This is a genomic window from Terrabacter sp. LjRoot27, assembly GCF_964254175.1.
Taxonomy (GTDB): Bacteria; Actinomycetota; Actinomycetes; order Actinomycetales; family Dermatophilaceae; genus Terrabacter.
The window spans coordinates 1,413,999-1,432,143 of record NZ_CAXUSS020000001.1 but is presented as its reverse complement, the minus strand read 5'-3'; the positions used below and the strand labels follow the sequence as shown (position 1 = coordinate 1,432,143).

15 protein-coding genes and 1 tRNA gene are annotated in these 18,145 nt (G+C 73.0%); 2 read left to right on the top strand and 14 right to left on the bottom strand.

Annotation, left to right across the window (positions count from 1 at the left end; translation table 11 throughout):
- Window positions 1-34: 34 nt before the first annotated feature.
- From prmC to rpmE, 3 genes are all read right to left on the bottom strand, one after another.
- Window positions 35-904: a peptide chain release factor N(5)-glutamine methyltransferase gene (prmC, locus tag ACSQ2D_RS06670; protein ID WP_435985188.1), complete on the bottom strand. Its 870-nt coding sequence runs from the start codon at window positions 902-904 to the stop codon at window positions 35-37.
- Window positions 901-1,989 carry a peptide chain release factor 1 gene (prfA, locus tag ACSQ2D_RS06665; protein WP_435985187.1) on the bottom strand — a complete coding sequence of 363 codons (1,089 nt, stop codon included), beginning with the start codon at window positions 1,987-1,989 and terminating at the stop codon, window positions 901-903. The genes prmC and prfA overlap by 4 nt, the downstream gene beginning before the upstream one ends.
- A gap of 89 nt (window positions 1,990-2,078) precedes the next feature.
- Window positions 2,079-2,294, bottom strand: a complete 216-nt coding sequence (gene rpmE, locus ACSQ2D_RS06660; RefSeq protein WP_435985186.1) for a 50S ribosomal protein L31 — start codon at window positions 2,292-2,294, stop codon at window positions 2,079-2,081.
- Window positions 2,295-2,547: 253 nt separating this feature from the next.
- On the opposite strand from rpmE, the gene ACSQ2D_RS06655 reads away from it, so the two are divergent.
- Complete coding sequence (locus ACSQ2D_RS06655) at window positions 2,548-3,591, top strand: hypothetical protein (RefSeq protein WP_435985185.1); 1,044 nt, start codon at window positions 2,548-2,550, stop codon at window positions 3,589-3,591.
- A gap of 26 nt (window positions 3,592-3,617) precedes the next feature.
- Here ACSQ2D_RS06655 and ACSQ2D_RS06650 read toward each other — a convergent pair whose 3' ends face one another.
- From ACSQ2D_RS06650 to ACSQ2D_RS06600, 11 genes are all read right to left on the bottom strand, one after another.
- Entirely contained in the window at window positions 3,618-5,744 is a 2,127-nt protein-coding gene (locus ACSQ2D_RS06650; RefSeq protein ID WP_435985184.1) for a sensor histidine kinase, read from the bottom strand.
- The gene (locus ACSQ2D_RS06645; RefSeq protein ID WP_435985183.1) at window positions 5,741-7,189 is read right to left on the bottom strand and encodes a glycosyltransferase family 2 protein; all 1,449 of its coding nucleotides are present in this window, start codon (window positions 7,187-7,189) and stop codon (window positions 5,741-5,743) included. Before ACSQ2D_RS06645 ends, ACSQ2D_RS06650 begins: the two co-directional genes overlap by 4 nt.
- Window positions 7,186-8,244 (bottom strand): HEAT repeat domain-containing protein, encoded by a 1,059-nt coding sequence (locus ACSQ2D_RS06640; protein WP_435985182.1) that lies wholly within the window; start codon window positions 8,242-8,244, stop codon window positions 7,186-7,188. Before ACSQ2D_RS06640 ends, ACSQ2D_RS06645 begins: the two co-directional genes overlap by 4 nt.
- A gap of 13 nt (window positions 8,245-8,257) precedes the next feature.
- A complete protein-coding gene (locus tag ACSQ2D_RS06635) occupies window positions 8,258-8,659 on the bottom strand; it encodes a response regulator (protein WP_051535183.1) in 402 nt (133 codons plus the stop codon).
- 117 nt (window positions 8,660-8,776) lie between these two features.
- Window positions 8,777-10,912 (bottom strand): transcription termination factor Rho, encoded by a 2,136-nt coding sequence (gene rho, locus ACSQ2D_RS06630; protein WP_435985181.1) that lies wholly within the window; start codon window positions 10,910-10,912, stop codon window positions 8,777-8,779.
- Window positions 10,913-11,184: 272 nt separating this feature from the next.
- The gene (locus ACSQ2D_RS06625) at window positions 11,185-12,162 is read right to left on the bottom strand and encodes a homoserine kinase (RefSeq protein ID WP_435985180.1); all 978 of its coding nucleotides are present in this window, start codon (window positions 12,160-12,162) and stop codon (window positions 11,185-11,187) included.
- Window positions 12,163-12,166: 4 nt separating this feature from the next.
- Window positions 12,167-13,261: a threonine synthase gene (thrC, locus tag ACSQ2D_RS06620; protein WP_435985179.1), complete on the bottom strand. Its 1,095-nt coding sequence runs from the start codon at window positions 13,259-13,261 to the stop codon at window positions 12,167-12,169.
- Window positions 13,261-14,577 carry a homoserine dehydrogenase gene (locus tag ACSQ2D_RS06615; protein WP_435985178.1) on the bottom strand — a complete coding sequence of 439 codons (1,317 nt, stop codon included), beginning with the start codon at window positions 14,575-14,577 and terminating at the stop codon, window positions 13,261-13,263. Before ACSQ2D_RS06615 ends, thrC begins: the two co-directional genes overlap by 1 nt.
- 84 nt (window positions 14,578-14,661) lie before the next feature.
- Window positions 14,662-16,080 carry a diaminopimelate decarboxylase gene (gene lysA / locus ACSQ2D_RS06610; protein ID WP_435985177.1) on the bottom strand — a complete coding sequence of 473 codons (1,419 nt, stop codon included), beginning with the start codon at window positions 16,078-16,080 and terminating at the stop codon, window positions 14,662-14,664.
- 2 nt (window positions 16,081-16,082) lie between these two features.
- Window positions 16,083-16,877 (bottom strand): DALR anticodon-binding domain-containing protein, encoded by a 795-nt coding sequence (locus ACSQ2D_RS06605; RefSeq protein WP_435985176.1) that lies wholly within the window; start codon window positions 16,875-16,877, stop codon window positions 16,083-16,085.
- A 182-nt stretch (window positions 16,878-17,059) separates the two neighbouring features.
- Window positions 17,060-17,134, bottom strand: a tRNA-Arg gene (locus ACSQ2D_RS06600).
- 55 nt (window positions 17,135-17,189) lie between these two features.
- Here ACSQ2D_RS06600 and ACSQ2D_RS06595 point away from each other — a divergent pair.
- Complete coding sequence (locus tag ACSQ2D_RS06595) at window positions 17,190-18,143, top strand: hypothetical protein (RefSeq protein WP_435985175.1); 954 nt, start codon at window positions 17,190-17,192, stop codon at window positions 18,141-18,143.
- Window positions 18,144-18,145: the final 2 nt, after the last annotated feature.

Genomic DNA, 18,145 nt, shown 5'->3' with positions numbered 1-18,145 from the left:
GCCCGTCGGACCGACGCGGTCGGCCGGGCCGGCGTCAGTGGGAGCGGCGCGCGGTCGTGACCCGGGGGCGTCCGGACAGGTCGTCGTGGTCGGCGACGCCGGTCCACTCCCCCGTCGCCGCGAGCCGGCGGGGCAGGCTCTCGCCCTGCGAGTCGGCGTGCTCGACGAGGACGAGACCGCCGGGCCGGAGCAGGCGGGCAGCCGTCCGGGCCACCGCCAGCGGGATCGCGAGCCCGTCCTCGCTGCCCCCGTAGAGCGCGACGTCGGGGTCGTGGTCGCGGACCTCGGGGTCCACGGGGACGGCACCGACGGGGATGTAGGGCGGGTTGACGGTCACGACGTCGACGGCGCCCGACCAGTCCTCGAAGCAGGGTCGCGTCGCGTCGCCCTGCTCGAGACCGACGTCGAGGGCCAGGCGGTCGCGGTTGGCCACGGCCCAGGCGTACGCGTCGGGCGACAGCTCGAGTCCGCGCACGTCGGCGTCCGGCCGCTCTGCCTTGACGGAGAGGGCGATCGCTCCGGAGCCCGAGCAGAGGTCGACGACCCGCACGGCGACGGCGCCGGCCGCCTCCAGCCGGTCGACCTCGCCCAGCGCGAGGTCGACGAGGACCTCGGTCTCGGGCCGCGGCACGAAGACCCCGGGCCCGACCGACAGCGTCAGCCGGCGGAAGTGGGCGCGGCCGGTCAGGTGCTGCAGGGGAACCCGGCGGGCGCGCTCGTCGACGAGGACGGCATACGACCCCGGGAGCGTGCGTCCGCCGAGCACCATGAGTCGACGGACCTCGGAGGCGTCGACCTCGAGCACGTGGGCCGCGAGCTCGACGGCATCGACGTCGGCGGAGGCGACCCCGGCGTCGCGCAGTCGAGCGGCGGCGGCCCGCACGTCGTCGCGCAGGTCCGTCACGCCCGCGACCCGTCGTCGGCGAGCGCGGCGAGCTTGGCGGCCTCGTCGGCGTCGAGCGCGGACTGCACGACGGGGTCGAGGTCGCCGTCGAGCACCGAGTCGAGGTTGTAGGACTTGTAGCCCGTGCGGTGGTCGGAGATGCGGTTCTCGGGGAAGTTGTAGGTGCGGATGCGCTCGGAGCGGTCGACGGTGCGCACCTGCGAGCGGCGGGCGGCGCTCGCCTCCGCGTCGGCCTCGTCCTTGGCGAGCTGGTGCAGCCGCGCCCGGAGGACGCGCATCGCGGCCTCCTTGTTCTGCAGCTGCGACTTCTCGTTCTGGCACGACACGACGAGGCCGGTCGGCAGGTGCGTGATGCGCACCGCGGAGTCGGTCGTGTTGACGCTCTGCCCGCCGGGCCCGCTGCTGCGGTAGACGTCGATGCGCAGGTCGTTGGGGTCGATCGTCACCTCGACCTCCTCGGCCTCGGGCATGACGAGCACTCCGGCGGCAGAGGTGTGGATGCGCCCCTGGCTCTCGGTGACGGGCACGCGCTGGACGCGGTGGACGCCGCCTTCGTACTTGAGGCGGGCCCACGGGCCCTCGCCCAGGCCGGGAGCGCCCTTGGAGCGCACCGACACGCGGACGTCCTTGTAGCCCCCGAGGTCACTCTCGGTCGCGTCCTCGACGGCGGTGCGCCAGCCGCGCTGCTCGGCGTAGCGGAGGTACATCCGCAGCAGGTCGCCCGCGAAGAGCGCCGACTCGTCGCCGCCCTCTCCCGCCTTGACCTCGAGGATGACGTCGCGGTCGTCGTCGGGGTCACGCGGGACGAGCATCCGTCGCAGGTGCTCCTCCGCCACGGCGAGACGCGCCTCGAGCGAGGGCACCTCCTCGGCGAAGGACTCGTCGTCGGCCGCGAGCTCCCTCGCCGCGGCGAGGTCGTCACCGGCCGCCGTCCACTCGCGGGCGGCCGCGACGGTCGGCGCCAGGGCGGCATACCGCTTGTTCAGCGTGCGGACGAGGTCCTGGTCACCGTGCACGGCCGGGTCGGCGAGCTGCAGCTCGAGCTCGGCGTACTCGTCGAGGATCGACTGGACGGAATCGAGCACGGCAGGCCCTTCGGCTCAGGGGACGGGGCGGGGTAAAGCGAACGCCGGCTCCCGACGACCGAAGTCGTGGGAGCCGGCGTGCGGGAGACCTACTTGGCGGCCTTCTTGCCGTAACGGGCCTCGAACCGGGCCACGCGGCCACCGGTGTCGAGGATCTTCTGCTTGCCCGTGTAGAACGGGTGGCACTGCGAGCAGACGTCGGCGGCGATCTTGCCGGACGTCTGGGTGCTGCGCGTGACGAACGTGCTGCCACAGGTGCAGGTCACCGTGGTCTCGACGTACTCGGGGTGAAGGTCCTTCTTCAACGTAGTCTCCTAGAGGTAGTCGGCCGGGTCGGTGTCATCGCTGCTCACGCTGGGGAGCTGCTCTCCCGTGAACCGGTCCAAAGGAAGAGTGTGCCAGAAAGGCGCACCTCCTCCCAAACGCGCGGGAGCGCCCCGGCATTCCCCCGACCGACGCCTCGCGACGTGGGTCCTGACATGCATCGTTCGGGCTCAGTGGGGTGTCTTCCTCCACGACGGGACGGACCCAGCTCAGGCGGACGACGGGGAGGCTCACATGGGCATCGGGGACCGGGTGGACGGGCGACGCGTGGCGGTGGCCGGGGCGGTCGCCGCGCTGCTCGCGACCGCGGCGTGCTCGGGCGCCGGCTGCTCCTTCGACGACTGCCCCGACGTGCCCGCCGCCGAGGCAGGACGCATCACCGGCACCGACCCGTCGGGGACCGTCCGCTGGACGACGACGGTGGCCGACCTGCTGTCCGAGCCGCCGGTCGTCAGCAACGGCCACGTCGTCGTCGTCGGCTGCCACGCCACACATGTCGTCGACGTGGTGACGGGCTCGGTCTCGACCCCCACGGGCCTCGCCGACGTCCTCGGCGTCGTCCGGGGGTATGCCGTGGGGTCGCCTGACGAGGGCGACGCGGTCCTCGTCGCCGAGCGGCTCGACGGCGGCCGGGGCGGCTGGTCGTGGCGAGAGTCGCCGGTGGACGCGAAGGCCGACCGCGCCTACCGGGCGTCCGCGGTCGTCACGTCCGCCGGGGTCGTCGGCGTGCGCCGGCAGGCGCTCGTCGCCTGGTCGCCGGGATCGGCGGGGTCGGCGGGGTCGGCGGGGTCGCCGGCGTCGCCGGCGTCGACAGGGTCGCCGGCGTCGCGCTCGTGGGAGTCGCTCGAGGTCGCGCTGCCGGTCGGAGCCTGGCCGAGGGAGACCGTCGTGGCGACCGACGACTCCCACGTCGTCGTCCCCGGCTCGGACGGCTCCGTGCTCGGGGTCGACCTCGCCACCCGGTCGGTCACCTGGCGGGTGCTGCCGACCCGACCCGACGTCCCCGCGGGGGTGAGCGTGCGCCGCGAGGGCCGCGACGTGGCCGTGGAGGTCTGGTACCCGCGGACGACGGCGGCGGCGATCACCGGCGAGGCCGTCTGGGTCACCGAGCGCTGGTCGCTCGACGCCCGCACCGGAGAGATCCGGTCACCCCGGGTGACGAGCACCGGCACGAGGTCGCGGTCGTCGGCACCGGCCGACGACGTGCTGCGCGACCCCGTGAGCGGCTGGACGGTCACGCAGCGACTGCGGGACCAGCCCCGGGGTGGCTGCTTCTGACGGTCGCGACGCCGTCGCGCCGGAGGTCACCGGCGCGCTGGGACGTTCGCCGGCTGGGCGACGGGGAGCACCACCTGCATCGTGGTCCCCTCCCCCTCGACCGAGGCGATGACGAGCTCCCCGCCGTGGCCCTCGACGATGGCGCGCACGATCGCGAGGCCGAGACCCGTGCCGGGGATGGCTGCGGCCGTGGCGTTGCCGGCCCGGAAGAAGCGCTCGGACAGGCGCGCGAGGTCGCCCGCCGGGATGCCGATGCCGGTGTCGTGCACGGAGATGATCGTGGAGTCGCCCGCGCGCTCGGCCGACAGGAGGACCTGCCCGCCCTCGGGGGTGAACTTCACGGCGTTGGAGCCGAGGTTGATCAGGGCCCGCTCGACCTGGCCGCGGTCGACCCGGACGACGAGGTCGTCGGGCACGTCGGTGCAGAGCAGCCGCACTCCCCCGGCGGCGGCGACCGGCTCCATCGTCTCGGTGACCGTGCGCAGCAGGTCGCGGACGGCGACCTCCTCGGACACGGCCTGCAGACCGCTGATCTCGATCTTGTTGAGGACGAGGAGGTCCTCGATGAGCCCGCGCAGCCGGGTCGCGTTGCGTCCGATGATGTCGAGGGCCACGTGCTGGCCGTCGGAGACGTCGCCGAAGTCGCCGTCGACGAGCAGCTCGAGGTAGCCGCTGATCGAGGTCAGCGGGGTGCGCAGCTCGTGGCTGACGGTCGCCATGAAGTCGGTCTTCTGCCGGTCGAGCTCGGTGAGCCGCCGGACCTGCTCCTCCTGCATCTGCGACAGCCGCAGGGCCACGATCGACTGGGCTGCGATGGCCGCGCACTGCTGCGCGGCCTGGATCTCGTGGCGGTGCCAGCGGCGCGGCGCACCGACCATCATCACCGACAGGATGCCGAGGCCCCGGCCGCCGGTGCCGACCGGGAGCATGAGGAGCGACCTCGCACCGGTGGCCCGGTGGAAGGCCCGGGCGCGTTCGTCGTCGTACGCCTGGTGGGCCAGGAGGTCGCCGAGGTCGAAGAAGCCCACGTCGCGGCGGAGCTCGTCGTTGACGGCCCCCACCTGCTGGGCGAGCGAGCGAGGGAGGGGTGGCAGGTCGGGCAGGTCGTCGGTGTGCCACTGGAGGCGGTCCTCGATCGTCTGGCCGTCGTCGCCGAGGGTGTAGAGCAGCACCCGGTCGGCGCCCAGGCCCGCGCCGAGCTTGGTCGTGACCCGTTGCAGCGCCTCGTGGACGTCGAGCGCCGACCGGGCGCCCCGGCCGACGTCGAGCACGAGCTCCTGCATCTCGAGCACCGCGGCCTGCTGGTCGACGAGGCGCGCGTTGGCCCGGGTCAGGTCGTTGAAGTCGCGCGCGAGCATCCGGACCTCGAGCGCCCCCTCCTCCTGGTTCGCCATCGCGATGACGTCCTCCTCGGCCTGCCGGCGCACCACCTCGCGCAGGCGCGCGAGCGGGCGGCCGACGGCGCGGTCCATCCCGAAGCCGGCCGCGACGAGCACGAGCACGACGACGGCCGCCACGGCGATGATGACGCCCGACGTGATGCCGGTCGCCTCGCGCGACTCCACCCGGGCGGCGTCGCGCTGGGAGCGGATGGCCTCCTCGAGCGTGCCGTTGGCACGCAGGAAGGTGGCGTATGCCGTCTCGACGCGGGTCCGCTGCTGCGTCTCGGGGGTGGTCGGCGCGTCGGCGCTCCCCGGCGGCGCTTGCGTCGACGGGCCGGTCGGGACGTTCTCGAGCGAGGCCGCCGCGGCCGTGAACCAGGTCTCCACGGCGGTGCGCTGCGCCGCGACGAGCGGGGCGAAGACGGCGCGGTCGTCGGGCGAGAGCTCCTGGCTCTGCGTGGCGGCCTCCACGACGCGCAGCTCCTTCTCGACCCGGCTGCGCAGCGAGAGCGGGTCGATCGGGGCCGGCGCACCGACGACCCTCTGGCGCCAGGCTCCCTCGGCCCGGGTCATGTCGAGCAGCACCGCGCTGTTGGCCTCGCGGGCGGGACCGAGCGCGAGCGTGAGGGCCCGGACCGAGGCTCCCTGGGAGTGGATCGTGGCCACGGAGATGATGGCGCCGATCGGCACGAGGACGACGAGGATGCCGATGAGCAGCCGGATCTGGCTGCCGACCGAGCGTCTCGACACGACCGGCAGCCCGCCGGTCACGCCGGGTCCTCGTCGAAGCCCGTGCGGGTCATGACTCCCCAGACGTGCTTCTTCCCGCGCAGGCTCGACCACCACCCCTCGAGGCGCCACCACACGGTGGCCTGGCGGTAGCCGATGTTCTCGAGGACGGACGCCGCGATGGTCTGCCAGATGGCACGCCAGCGGTCGTGCTTGTGGAAGGCCCACTCGTCGACGACCATCGCGGCGAGCGTCACGAGGACGGCATACCCGTAGGCCAGCACGAGGAAGAGGATCGCGAAGGGCACGTTGACGACCCCGAGCGCCAGCGCGAGCGGCACGATGATGATGCCGAACAGCTCGAGCAGCGGCGCGAAGAGCTCGAAGAGCCAGTAGTAGGGCAGCGCGAGCCAGCCGATGCGGCCGTACTTCGGGCGGAAGAGCATCGAGCGGTAGGCCCAGAGCGTCTCCCAGAGACCTCGGTGCCACCGGCGGCGCTGGTTGCGCAGGACCTTGGCGGTCACGGGGACCTCGGTCCACGAGACCGGCTCGGGCACGAACTCGATGGAGTAGTCGCGGCCCTCGTCGCGCAGCTTCTTGTGGATGCGCATGACGAGCTCGAAGTCCTCGCCGATGCTGTTCGGGTCGAGGCCGCCGACCTCGACGACGACGTCGCGCCGGAAGAGCCCGAAGGCGCCGCTGATGAGGATGAGCCCGCCGAGCCGCGACCACCCGGTGCGACCGAGCAGGAAGGCGCGGAGGTACTCGACGAGCTGGATGCGTGGGATCCACGTCTGCGGCATCTCGACGCGGACGATGCGGCCCGACACGACGCGGCTGCCGTTGACCGGCCGGATGGCCCCGCCGGTCGCGACCATGCGGGTGGGGTCGTCGGCGAAGGGACGGGTGACGTGGAGCAGCCCGTCGGGCTCGAGGATGGAGTCACCGTCGATCATGGCGACGAGCGGCTCGCTCGCGGCGTTGATGGCGACGTTGATCGCCTCCGAGCGCCCGGAGTTCTCCTTGCGGACGACGACGAGACGGGTGCGGCCGTCGCGCGGGACGAAGATGCCGAGCACCGTGGCCCGGATCGGGATCTCGTGCGGCAGCTCACGCGGGACCTGGACGAGGTCGAAGGCCTCCTCGAGCCGGGCGAAGGTCTGGTCGCTGCTGCCGTCGTCGACGACGACGACCTCGTGCCGCGGGTAGCGCAGCGTGAGGAAGGACTTGACCGCCATGACGATGCCGGCCTCCTCGTTGTAGGCCGGGACGAGCAGCGACACCCCGGGGGCGAGGCCAGCGCCCTGCCACGCGACGGCCGTCGACCGGCGACGCTGCTGGGCCCGGAACTCGAGGTAGGCCAGCACGATGAGCACGAGCAGCGAGGTGTTGATGAGGATGAAGTAGATGATGATCGGCACCGCGGTGACGTCCATGCTCCACAGGACGAAGGACCGCAGCCCCTCGACGAAACCGTCCCAGCTCATGCAGACGCCTTCTGCAGGCTGGCCATCAGGCGCGCGGAGCGCACGGCGGGCTCGTCCTCGTGCCCCGCGAGGGCGTCCCGGCCGTCGGGCCCCATCGACAGCAGCGCCGTCGCGGCGAGCTCGGCCAGACGCGGGTCCGAGTCGTCGAGCAGCGCGGCGAGCGCCGGGATGGCCTCCGCCTCGCCGAGGTCGCCGAGGGCGATGACGCAGGCCCGGCGCAGGGCCAGCGGCTCGGACGCCGCCGTGTGACGCACGAGGATGCCGGCGTCCTCACCACGGCCGAGGCGGCCGATGGCCGTGGCGCTCGTCTCGCGGACCGTGAGGTCGGGGTCGGCGTCGAGCAGTCGGCGCAGCTCGGGCAGCCCCCGGGTGAAGCTGCGCTCGCCGCTGAGGTGGGCGGCGACCATGCGAGTGCGGGCGTTGGCGTCGGCCATGCCGTCGCGCAGCACCTCCGAGATGCCGACGCCCATCGACTGCAGCGCCTCGGCCGCGGTGGCCGCGGGCAGCCCACGCTCCGGCGCGCCGATCGCGGCGAGCACCGGGCCGGCGGCCACGGGGTCGCCGATGAGACCGAGGGCGTAGGCGGCGCTGTTGCGCACCTCGACGGCCTCGTCGCCCAGGGCCTCGATGAGGAGCGGGACCGTGTGCCCGGCACGTGCGAGCCCGAGCAGCTGGGCGGCCCGGGCGCGCTTGACGGTGGAACGGCTCGACATCTCCGCCACCGCCGTGTCGACCGCGCCGTGGACCTCGAGCACGTGGACGAGCTGCTCGGCGGGGACGCCGCGGATCTTGGTGAGCATCTCGACGATGTTGCGGTCGAGCACGGCGCGCGAGACGCCGGTCGCCCAGGTCAGCTGCTCGGCGGCCGCGCCGTCGTCGTCCTCACCCGAGGCCACGGTGATGAGGGGCGGCCGGAGCGGGGAGAGCAGCATCTCGTCGCGCTGGGTGCGGCTGTGCCGTCGCGCGCGGACCGCCACGACGGCGAGGATGAGCAGCACGCACGCGCCGAGGATGACGACCGTGGCGCCGACGAGCAGCGCCGCCCCGACGATCACGACGCCCCGCCCTTCATCGGGCCCGGGCGAGCATGCCGTTGACGCGGTGGAGCAGCTCGCGCGGGCTGAACGGCTTGATGACGTAGTCGTCGGCGCCGACCGCGAAGCCGGTGTCGACGTCCGAGTCGCGCGACTTGGCGCTGAGGAGCAGGACCGGCACCGACGAGAACTCGCTCTCGCGGATCTTGCGGAGGACGTCGATGCCGGACAGGCCGGGCATCATGACGTCGAGCACCGCCAGCTGCGGCGGGTTGGCCGCGAACGCCTCCCAGGCGCTGATGCCGTCAGGAACGGCCTCGACGGCATACCCCGCCTGGGTCAGCTTGAACTCGACGAGGTCTCGGATGTCGGCGTCGTCGTCGGCCACGAGGACACGGACGGGGCTGGCATCGGGGTCGCCGGCAGGCGCAGACATGGTTCTCCATGGTGGGTTCGGGGTGGTGCGTCCATTTTAGGAACATTTGACCCGAATAGCCCATGAAACGCCGAAAGGGGACGGCGCCGATGTGGCGCCGTCCCCGTCGGTGGTCGGTCAGGACTCGTCGTCGAGCTTGGAGCCGCTCGTCTGCTGGACCTGGGTGAGGAACTCGTAGTTCGTCCGCGTCTTCTTGAGGCGGTCGATGAGCAGCTCGATGGCCTGCTGCGGGTCGAGGGCGGCGAGCACCCGACGCAGCTTCCACATGATCTTCAGCTCCTCGCTCGCGAGGAGGATCTCCTCGCGGCGCGTGCCGGAGCTGTTGATGTCGACGGCCGGGAAGATCCGGCGGTTGGCGAGCTCGCGGTTGAGGCGGAGCTCCATGTTGCCGGTGCCCTTGAACTCCTCGAAGATCACCTCGTCCATCTTCGAGCCGGTCTCGACGAGGGCCGTCGCCAGGATGGTGAGCGAGCCGCCGTTCTCGATGTTGCGCGCCGCACCGAAGAACTTCTTCGGCGGGTAGAGCGCGGCCGAGTCGACACCGCCGGAGAGGATGCGCCCGCTCGCCGGTGCGGCGAGGTTGTAGGCGCGACCGAGCTTGGTGATGGAGTCGAGCAGCACGACGACGTCGTGGCCGAGCTCGACGAGACGCTTGGCCCGCTCGATGGCGAGCTCGGCGACCGTCGTGTGGTCCTCGGCCGGCCGGTCGAAGGTCGAGGAGATGACCTCGCCCTTGACGGCGCGCTGCATGTCGGTGACCTCCTCGGGGCGCTCGTCGACGAGGACGACCATGAGGTGGCACTCGGGGTTGTTCGTCGTGATCGCGTTGGCGAGGGTCTGCATGATCATCGTCTTGCCGGCCTTGGCCGGGGCGACGATGAGGCCACGCTGGCCCTTGCCGATGGGCGCGACGAGGTCGATGATCCGCGTCGTGAGCACGTTGGGCTCGGTCTCGAGCCGCAGTCGCTGCTGCGGGTAGAGCGGCGTCAGCTTGCCGAACTCGACGCGCTTGGCGGCCTCCTCGGGCGTCTGACCGTTGACCGTGTCGAGGCGCACGAGGGCGTTGAACTTCTGGCGGCCGACGTTGCCCGAGGGCTGCTCGCCGTCGCGCAGCGCCTTGACGGCACCGGTGACCGCGTCGCCCTTGCGCAGGCCGTTCTTCTTGACCATGCCGAGCGGCACGTAGACGTCGTTCGAGCCGGCGAGGTAGCCGGACGTCCGGACGAAGGCGTAGTTGTCGAGGACGTCGAGGATGCCGCCGACGGGGACGAGCACGTCGTCGTCGCCGACCTGCAGGTCGGCGTCGTTCCAGTCCTGGCCGCCCTCACGGCCGCGGCCGCGCTTGCGGTCCCGGCTGCGCTGGCGGTTGCGGCTGCGACGGCTGCCACCCTCGTCGTCGTAGGGCGACTGCTGACCACGGTTCTGGTCGTTCGCGTCGCCCTGCTGACGGTCGCCGTGCTGGCGGTCCTGACGGTCCTGCTGGCGGTCCTGCTGGCGCTCGCCGTGCTGGCGGTCCTGACGGTCCTGCTGGCGGTCCTGCTGGCGCTCGCCCTGCTGGCGGTCCTGCTGGCGCGACTGCTGACGGTCACCCTGCTGGCCGCGGTCGTGCTGGCGCTCGCCCTGCTGGCGGTCCTGGCGCTCCTGACGGTCCTGCTGGCGCGACTGCTGGCGGTCGGACTGCTGGCCGCCCTGCTGACGGTCCGCACGGTCACCCCGGGCGCCCTGCTGACGGTCACCCTGCTGGCCACGGTCGGACTGCTGTCCGCGACCCCGGTCGCGCTGACGTCCCTCGCGGTCGTCGCGGTCGTCGCGGTCGTCGGCGTCGGAGGCCTGCTGGTCTCCCGCGTCGGTCCGCTCGGACGCCGTGGCCTCCTGTGCGTCGGCACGAGCCGACCGGCTCTCACGGGAGCTGCGGGCACCCCGCTCGGCACGGGGCGCCCGGTCCTCGGACGGCGCCTCCGTCGACGACTCGGTGGACGCCTCGGTGGACGCCTCGGACGTCATGGCGGACCCCGCCGGGCGGCTGACCCGGCGCGAGGCACGGGCCGGAGCCGCCTCGGAGGCGGTCGCGGCGTCGGAGGTCGTCGAGCCCGACGGTCCCGTGGTGCCCGTCGCTGCAGCCGGGGCGGCAGGAGCGGACGAGCCGCCCGACTGGCGCGCCTTGATGGCCTCGACGAGGTCGCTCTTGCGCATCTTCGTCGTGCCGGTGATGCCCATCGACGACGCGACGCCCTTGAGCTCGTCCAGCTTCATGGCCGACAGGCCAGAGAGCGGACGGGTGGTTGTTTCTGACACGAAGGATCCTTCCCCCTCGTTTGCGGCCCGGGACATTCCAGCGGGCCGGACTTGGACCAGGTGACCTGGCCGTCTGAGATCCACTTCGGCGCAGAACGCGCCCAGAGACAAAGGATTTCGTCTCAGTGTGGGGGTGATGCACCGGCCTGCGGTGTCGCGGCGAGTGGTGCGGGCTCAGGATACCACCCAGAGGCCCTCGGACGGGTGAGGGACGGCTCGGTTCTCGCTGCTCAGCGCGCGTGCGCCGTCGCGCCGTGCGCGGGCACGACCGGCGTCAGCCGCTCCCAGTGCGATGCCAGGTGCCCCGCCCGCACGTCCTGCGCGACCTGACGCGTCGTGAGGACGAGGACGCTCGGGCCGGCCCCCGAGACGACGGCGGCGTGCCCCTGGGAGCGGAGCAGGTCGACGAGCTCCATCGTGGCCGGGTAGGAGGGTCGGCGCGCCTCCTGGTGGAGCCAGTCACGGGTGGCGGCGTGCAGGTGCGACGGGTCCGCCGTCAGCGCGTGCACGAGCAGGGCCGCGCGCCCCGCCCCGGCCGCTGCCGCCGCGAGGGGCACCGTCTCGGGCAGCACGGCACGGGCCGTGCGCGTCGCGAGCTGGGTCTCGGGGACGAAGACGACGACCTCGACGTCGGGATGCAGGTCGAGGCGGGCCGTGACGGTGCGCTCACCGCGGTCGAGCCCCGTCCCGTCCGGCATCCAGCTCACCGTGAGGCCGCCGTGCACGCTCGCCGAGGCGTTGTCGGGATGACCTTCGAGCTCGCTCGACACGTGCGTCGCCAGCCCGAGGTCGACGGGCACGGTGGCACCGGGAGACGGCCACGCGGCATACGCGCTCTCAGTCAGACCCCACGAAAGTGCTTGTGCGGCAACGACACCCGCGACGATCGCGGTCGCCGACGAGCCGAGCCCACGACTGTGCGGGACCCCGTTGGTGGCCTCGATCCGCAGGCCCGCCGGAGGCTCGACGCCGAGCGCGCGCCACGTGTGCTGCATCGTCGCGTGCACGAGGTGTCGCTCGTCCGTGGGCACGTCGGCGGCGCCCTCCCCGGTCACCTCGATGACGAGGCCGACGTGCTCGGACGTCGTGACGACGTAGTCGTCCCAGAGCCCGAGCGCCAGTCCGACGGAGTCGAAGCCGGGGCCGAGGTTGGCGCTGCTCGCCGGCACCCGCACGCTGACGGAACGGCCCGCGGGCACCCGGTTCACGCGGTCAGCCCTCGAGACCGAGGGCCTGGGCCGCCGAGAAGGCGTCGACCGAGACGCGGGTCGGCACGACGTCGCTCCCGTCGGCGGTGCGCAGCGCCCACTGGGGGTCCTTGAGCCCGTGGCCGGTCACGGTGCACACGATCCGCGCCCCCGAGGGCACGAGACCCGCGGCGTGGCTCGCCAGCAGGCCCGCCACGGACGCGGCCGAACCGGGCTCGACGAAGACACCCTCCTGCGACGAGAGGTAGCGGTGCGCGTCGAGGATCTGCTCGTCGGTGACGGCCTCGATGCGCCCACCGGACTCGTCGCGCGCGGCGACGGCCTGCTCCCACGACGCGGGGTTGCCGATGCGGATCGCGGTCGCGATGGTCTCCGGGTGGTCGACCGGGTGACCGAGGACGATCGGGGCCGCTCCCGCGGCCTGGAAGCCCCACATCATCGGCAGGTGCGTGGCAGGACCTGCGGGCGCGTCGGTGACGGGGTGGGCGAGGTACTCGCGGTAGCCCCTCCAGTACGCCGTGATGTTGCCGGCGTTGCCGACCGGGAGGCAGTGGATGTCGGGGGCGTCGCCGAGCGCGTCGACGACCTCGAAGCTCGCGGTCTTCTGGCCCTCGATGCGCGCCGGGTTGACCGAGTTGACGAGCTCGACGGGGTAGGCCTCGGCGAGCTTGCGCGCGAGGGTCAGGCAGTCGTCGAAGTTGCCGTCGACCTGCAGCAGGGTCGCCCCGTGGGCGATCGCCTGGCTCAGCTTGCCCATGGCGATCTTGCCGTCGGGCACGAGGACGCCGCACGTCATGCCGGCCTTGGTGGCGTAGGCGGCGGCCGACGCGCTCGTGTTGCCCGTGCTCGCGCAGATGACGGCCCTGGCTCCCTTGCGCGCGGCGACGCTGATCGCGGTCGTCATGCCGCGGTCCTTGAACGAGCCGGTGGGGTTGAGGCCTTCGTACTTGAGGTGGACCTCGGCGCCGACGCGCTCGGAGAGCTTCTCGGCGTGGATGAGCGGCGTGCCACCCTCGTGGAGCGTGACGACGGGCGCGCCCTCGAGCATGGGGAGGCGGTCGGCGTACTCGCGGATCACTCCGCGCCACTGGTGGGCCATCACGAACCTTCCACGCGCATCACGGAGTTGACACCACGGACGACGTCGAGCGTGCGCAGGCGCTCGACCGTGGACGAGAGGGCCGCGTCGCTCGCGGTGTGGGTGACGATGATGAGGTTGGCCCGGGCCGCCTCGCCGTCACCGGCGGGGACGAGCTGCTGGCGCACCGTCTCGATGGACACGTCGTGGTCGGCGAAGGCGGCCGCGACCTGCGCGAGGACACCCGAGCGGTCCTCGACGTCGAGGCTGATGTGGTACCTCGTCTGGGCATCGCCCATCGTCAGGACGGGGAGGTCGGCATAGCTCGACTCCCCCGGCCCGAGGCCACCCCCGACCCGGTGGCGGGCGACGGCGACGAGGTCACCGAGGACCGCCGAGGCCGTCGGGTCGCCGCCGGCGCCCTTGCCGTAGAACATCAGCTCACCGGCCGCGTCGGCCTCGACGAAGACGGCGTTGAAGGCCTCGCGGACCCCGGCCAGCGGGTGCGACCGCGGGATCATCGCCGGGTGCACGCGGACGCTGACGCCCTTGTCGGTGTGCTCGCAGATCGCGAGGAGCTTGACGACGGAGTCCATCTCGCGCGCCGCCGCGACGTCGGCCGCCGACACCTCGGTGATGCCCTCGCGGTAGACGTCGGTGCCCGAGACCCGGGTGTGGAACGCGAGCGAGGCGAGGATGGCGGCCTTGGCCGCGGCGTCGAAGCCCTCGACGTCGGCGGTCGGGTCGGCCTCGGCGTAGCCGAGGGCCTGGGCCTGCTCGACGGCGTCGGCGAAGCCGGCACCGGTCGTGTCCATCTTGTCGAGGACGTAGTTGGTCGTGCCGTTGACGATGCCGAGCACCTTGCGCACCTCGTCGCCGGCGAGGGACTCGCGCAGCGGGCGCAGCAGCGGGATCGCCCCGGCGACGGCGGCCTCGTAGTAGAGGTCCACGCCGTGTCGGGCGGCGGCGTCGTAGAGGGCGGGGCCGTCCTCGGCGAGGAGTGCCTTGTTGGCCGTGACGACCGAGGCGCCGTGCTCCATGGCGCGCAGGATGAGCGACCGGGCCGGCTCGATGCCGCCGATGACCTCGACGACGACGTCGGCCCGGGTCACGAGCTCCTCGGCGTCGGTCGTGAAGAGGGCGGGGTCGACCCCGAGGGCGCCACGGTCGCGGCCGGCGCGACGGACCGCGACGCCGACGATCTCGAGCGGCGCGCCGACGCGGGCTGCCATGTCGTCCGCGTGCTCGGTGAGCAGGCGCGCGACGGCTCCGCCCACGACGCCGGCCCCGAGCAGGGCGACGCGCAACGGCTGGGTGTCACTCACGGCGCTGTCCACGGTGCGAATCCTGCCGTCTGTCCGGGTGCTGGACGGTCATTGTTTCGCGATCCGGACATCCGTGGCGCAGGATCTGCAGATCCATCAGACGTCGAGGGCGAGCAGGTCGTCGATGGTCTCGCGCCGCACGATGACCCGGGCGACCCCGTCGCGGACCGCGACGACGGGCGGCCGCGGGGTGTGGTTGTACTGGCTCGACAGCGAGCGGCAGTAGGCCCCGGTGCCCGGGACGGCGATGAGGTCGCCCGCGCCGACGTCGGACGGGAGGAACTCGTCCTTGACGACGACGTCGCCGCTCTCGCAGTGCCTGCCGACGACCCGGGCGAGCACCGGAGGCGCCGTCGAGGCCCGGTTGGCCAGCGTGCACGAGTAGTTGGCGTCGTAGAGCGCGGTGCGGACGTTGTCGCTCATGCCCCCGTCGACGGAGACGTAGACGCGCTGCGCACCGCCGTCGAGGTCGACCGGCTTGACCGTGCCGACCTCGTAGAGCGTGAAGGTCGTGGGCCCGGCGATGGCGCGGCCCGGCTCGACCGAGATGCGCGGCACGGCGACCTCGTCGGCGCGGCACTCGCGCTCGATGATCTCGGCCATGCCGGCGGCGAGGTTCTTCGGCGGCAGGGGGTCGTGCTCGGTCGTGTAGGCGATGCCGAAGCCGCCCCCGAGGTCGAGCTCGGGCAGCTCGACGCCGAGCTCGCGCGCGATCCTCGTGTGCAGCCCGAGGATGCGGCGCGCCGACACCTCGAAGCCGGCGGTGTCGAAGATCTGCGAGCCGATGTGGCTGTGCAGGCCGAGCAGGCGCAGCGACTCGGGCCGGTCGAGGATGCGGCGCGCGGCCTCGAACGCGTGCCCGCCGGAGAGCGACAGCCCGAACTTCTGGTCCTCGTGCGCCGTCGCGATGAACTCGTGCGTGTGCGCCTCGACGCCGACGGTGACGCGGATGAGGACCGGCGCGACGACGCCGAGCTCTGCGGCGACCGCGGCGACGCGCTCGATCTCGTCGAAGGAGTCGATGACGATGCGGCTCACGCCGTAGTCGAGGGCGTCGCGGATCTCGGCGACGCTCTTGTTGTTGCCGTGCAGGCCGATGCGGTCACCGGGGACACCGGCGCGCTTGGCCACCGCGAGCTCGCCGCCCGTGCAGACGTCGAGGTGCAGGCCCTCGTCGTGGACCCATCGGGCCACCTCGGTGCAGAGGAAGGCCTTGCCGGCGTAGAACACGTCGGCACCGCCCGACAGCCCGTCGAACACCTCGGCATACGTCCGCTTGAAATCCCTTGCGCGCGAACGGAAGTCGTCTTCGTCGATGATGTATGCCGGTGTGCCGAACTCGCGCGCCAGCTCGGTGACGCTCACGCCGCCGACCGTGAGGACGCCGTCACCGCCCCGGCCGACGGAGGTCGCCCACAGCGACGGGACGAGGGCGTTGACGTCGACGGGGGTCTGGAGCCACGCGGGGCCGCGATAGCCCTCCGCGTGCAGCGCTCCTGCTTCGTGTGCGCGCATGCCTACATCATCTCGGGGGCTGCCGCACCGAGGCGCGAGAGTCCATTGCGCAAGACGATGCGAACGGCGTCGGCGAGGAGCAGCCGGGCCCCGTGGACCGACTGCGGGTGCACCCCCACGACCGTCGGCCGCACGGGGTGGTCCCAGGCGTCGGCGAGCGCCGCGAGGTCGGTCACCGCTCGACGCTGCTGGACCTCGTCGCCGGCGTGGGTCGCGAGGCGCTGCGGGAGGTCGGCGAGCGCCACGAGGAGGTGGCGCTCGGCCACGTGGGTCAGCTCGCCGAGCCGGGTCGACGGACGCCGCTCGACCCCCGCGGCCTCGGCGTTGCGGATGATGCGGCACAGCCGGGCGTGCGCGAGCTGGGCGGAGCGGACGAGGTCGTCGGCGGCGCGGGCGCCTGGCTCATCGACGAGGTCGGGTCGACGCTCGCCGGCAGCGAGCGCGTAGTGGTCCTGCTCCTCGATGACGAGCGGGACGATCGCCGACCGCGCCGAGTCCTCGAGGGTGAGGGCGATGAGGCCGCTGGGCGCCACCTCCACGGCCGCGACCGGCTTCTGGAGGGTCAGGCCCTGCGCGAGCACGCGTGCCAGGTCGCGCGGCTCGAGGTCGATCTGCGGGGCCCAGCGCTGGGCCACCGGCGTCACCCAGTCGGCGACGACGCCGGAGACCCGGGTGTCGGTGGGGCGGAAGAGTGGCCCGGCCGGCGGCCCTGCCTGCGCCTCGTCGGGAAGCTCCCCGGTGCGGGCCGCCTGCGCGGCGACCTCCTCGAGGAGGGCGCGCAGCTGGTCCGGCGTCATGCGGCCGAGTCTACGAGCCCGACGGGCGACTTCCGGGACGCCCCCGGCGGGACCCCGGCGTCCTCCCCACGGCATCTTCGTTCCTCGGAGAACGCCTCCCCGAGGCCGACAGGGGGCACGGGGGCACGGACGACACGAGGCCTCGAGACGGCGCTTCGCGCGTCTCAAGGCCTCGTGTCGGTTGGTGCCCCCGGCAGGATTCGAACCTGCGCTCCCGCCTCCGGAGGGCGGTGCTCTATCCCCTGAGCTACGGGGGCGGCACGCACTTTCGTGCGCCCGGTGAGATTAGCAGCAGACGGACGCCGACGCGGAATGCACCCCGGTTCGGGGAGCGGGATCAACACCTTCGACGACCCGCCGGCCGGCTCCACGAGTGTGCACGCGTGCTCCGCCCGGGGCCGACGGGCGGCACTGCTCGGCCACGGGTCCGTCCGGCTCGGCTTCGTGCCGGGCCGGCGCTCCGTCGTCCCCGCGCCGGATGCAGACCGCGTCCTAGCGCTCGTCGCGGACCGGCTCGACGCCGTCGCGGCCGCGCAGGGGGCGCTCGAGCTCACGGTCCCGATGGCGTGCGTGACGGCCGTCCGTCTCCAGCCCCCGCCCGGCTCCTTCGTCCTGCCCGAGGGGCGGCGCGCGTGCCACGATGAGGTCGTGCTCATCTCCAAGCCGGTCGCCGAGGCCATCCGCGCCGGCACGGTGACGCAGGCCTTCCGCCGGTGGGACGCCCCGCGGGTCAAGGTCGGCGGGCTGCAGCTGACGGCGGCCGGGCTCGTCCGGTTCGACGGCGTGAGCCGGGTGCGCGACCCCGAGAAGCTCACCGATCGCGACGCGCGCAGGGCCGGGGTCAAGGACCTCGCCACCCTCCAGCGCTTCCTCGCCCCGAGGGAGCGCAAGCCCTCACCCCGCGGGGGCCGCGGCGGGGACACGGTCTATCGCATCCGCCTCAGCTGGGCCGGCGAGGACCCCCGCGTCGCGTTGCGCGAGAGCCTGCCCGACGACGAGGCGCTGAGTGACATCGCGACCCGTCTCCGTCGGCTCGACGCCCGCCCGACGGGTGCGTGGACCCGCGACGTCCTCGAGTGGATCCGCGACAACCCGCACGTCGTCTCCAAGGAGCTGGCGGCCCTGCGCGGTGTCGAGCTGCTCCCGATGAAGGTCGACATCCGCAAGCTCAAGGCCCTCGGGCTGACCATCAGCCACGACGTCGGCTACGAGCTCTCACCGCGCGGGACGGCATACCTCGAGTGGCTCGACCGGCAGCCCGGCTGAGG

Bases quoted from the DNA above. Each gene is read 5' to 3' on its own strand.
- ACSQ2D_RS06655 (WP_435985185.1), top strand. From the start codon at position 2,548: ATGGGCATCGGGGACCGGGTGGACGGGCGACGCGTGGCGGTGGCCGGG.
- ACSQ2D_RS06645 (WP_435985183.1), bottom strand. From the start codon at position 7,189: ATGAGCTGGGACGGTTTCGTCGAGGGGCTGCGGTCCTTCGTCCTGTGG.
- ACSQ2D_RS06635 (WP_051535183.1), bottom strand. From the start codon at position 8,659: ATGTCTGCGCCTGCCGGCGACCCCGATGCCAGCCCCGTCCGTGTCCTC.
- rho (WP_435985181.1), bottom strand. From the start codon at position 10,912: ATGAAGCTGGACGAGCTCAAGGGCGTCGCGTCGTCGATGGGCATCACC.
- thrC (WP_435985179.1), bottom strand. From the start codon at position 13,261: ATGGCCCACCAGTGGCGCGGAGTGATCCGCGAGTACGCCGACCGCCTC.
- lysA (WP_435985177.1), bottom strand. From the start codon at position 16,080: ATGCGCGCACACGAAGCAGGAGCGCTGCACGCGGAGGGCTATCGCGGC.
- ACSQ2D_RS06605 (WP_435985176.1), bottom strand. From the start codon at position 16,877: ATGACGCCGGACCAGCTGCGCGCCCTCCTCGAGGAGGTCGCCGCGCAG.
- ACSQ2D_RS06595 (WP_435985175.1), top strand. From the start codon at position 17,190: ATGCACCCCGGTTCGGGGAGCGGGATCAACACCTTCGACGACCCGCCG.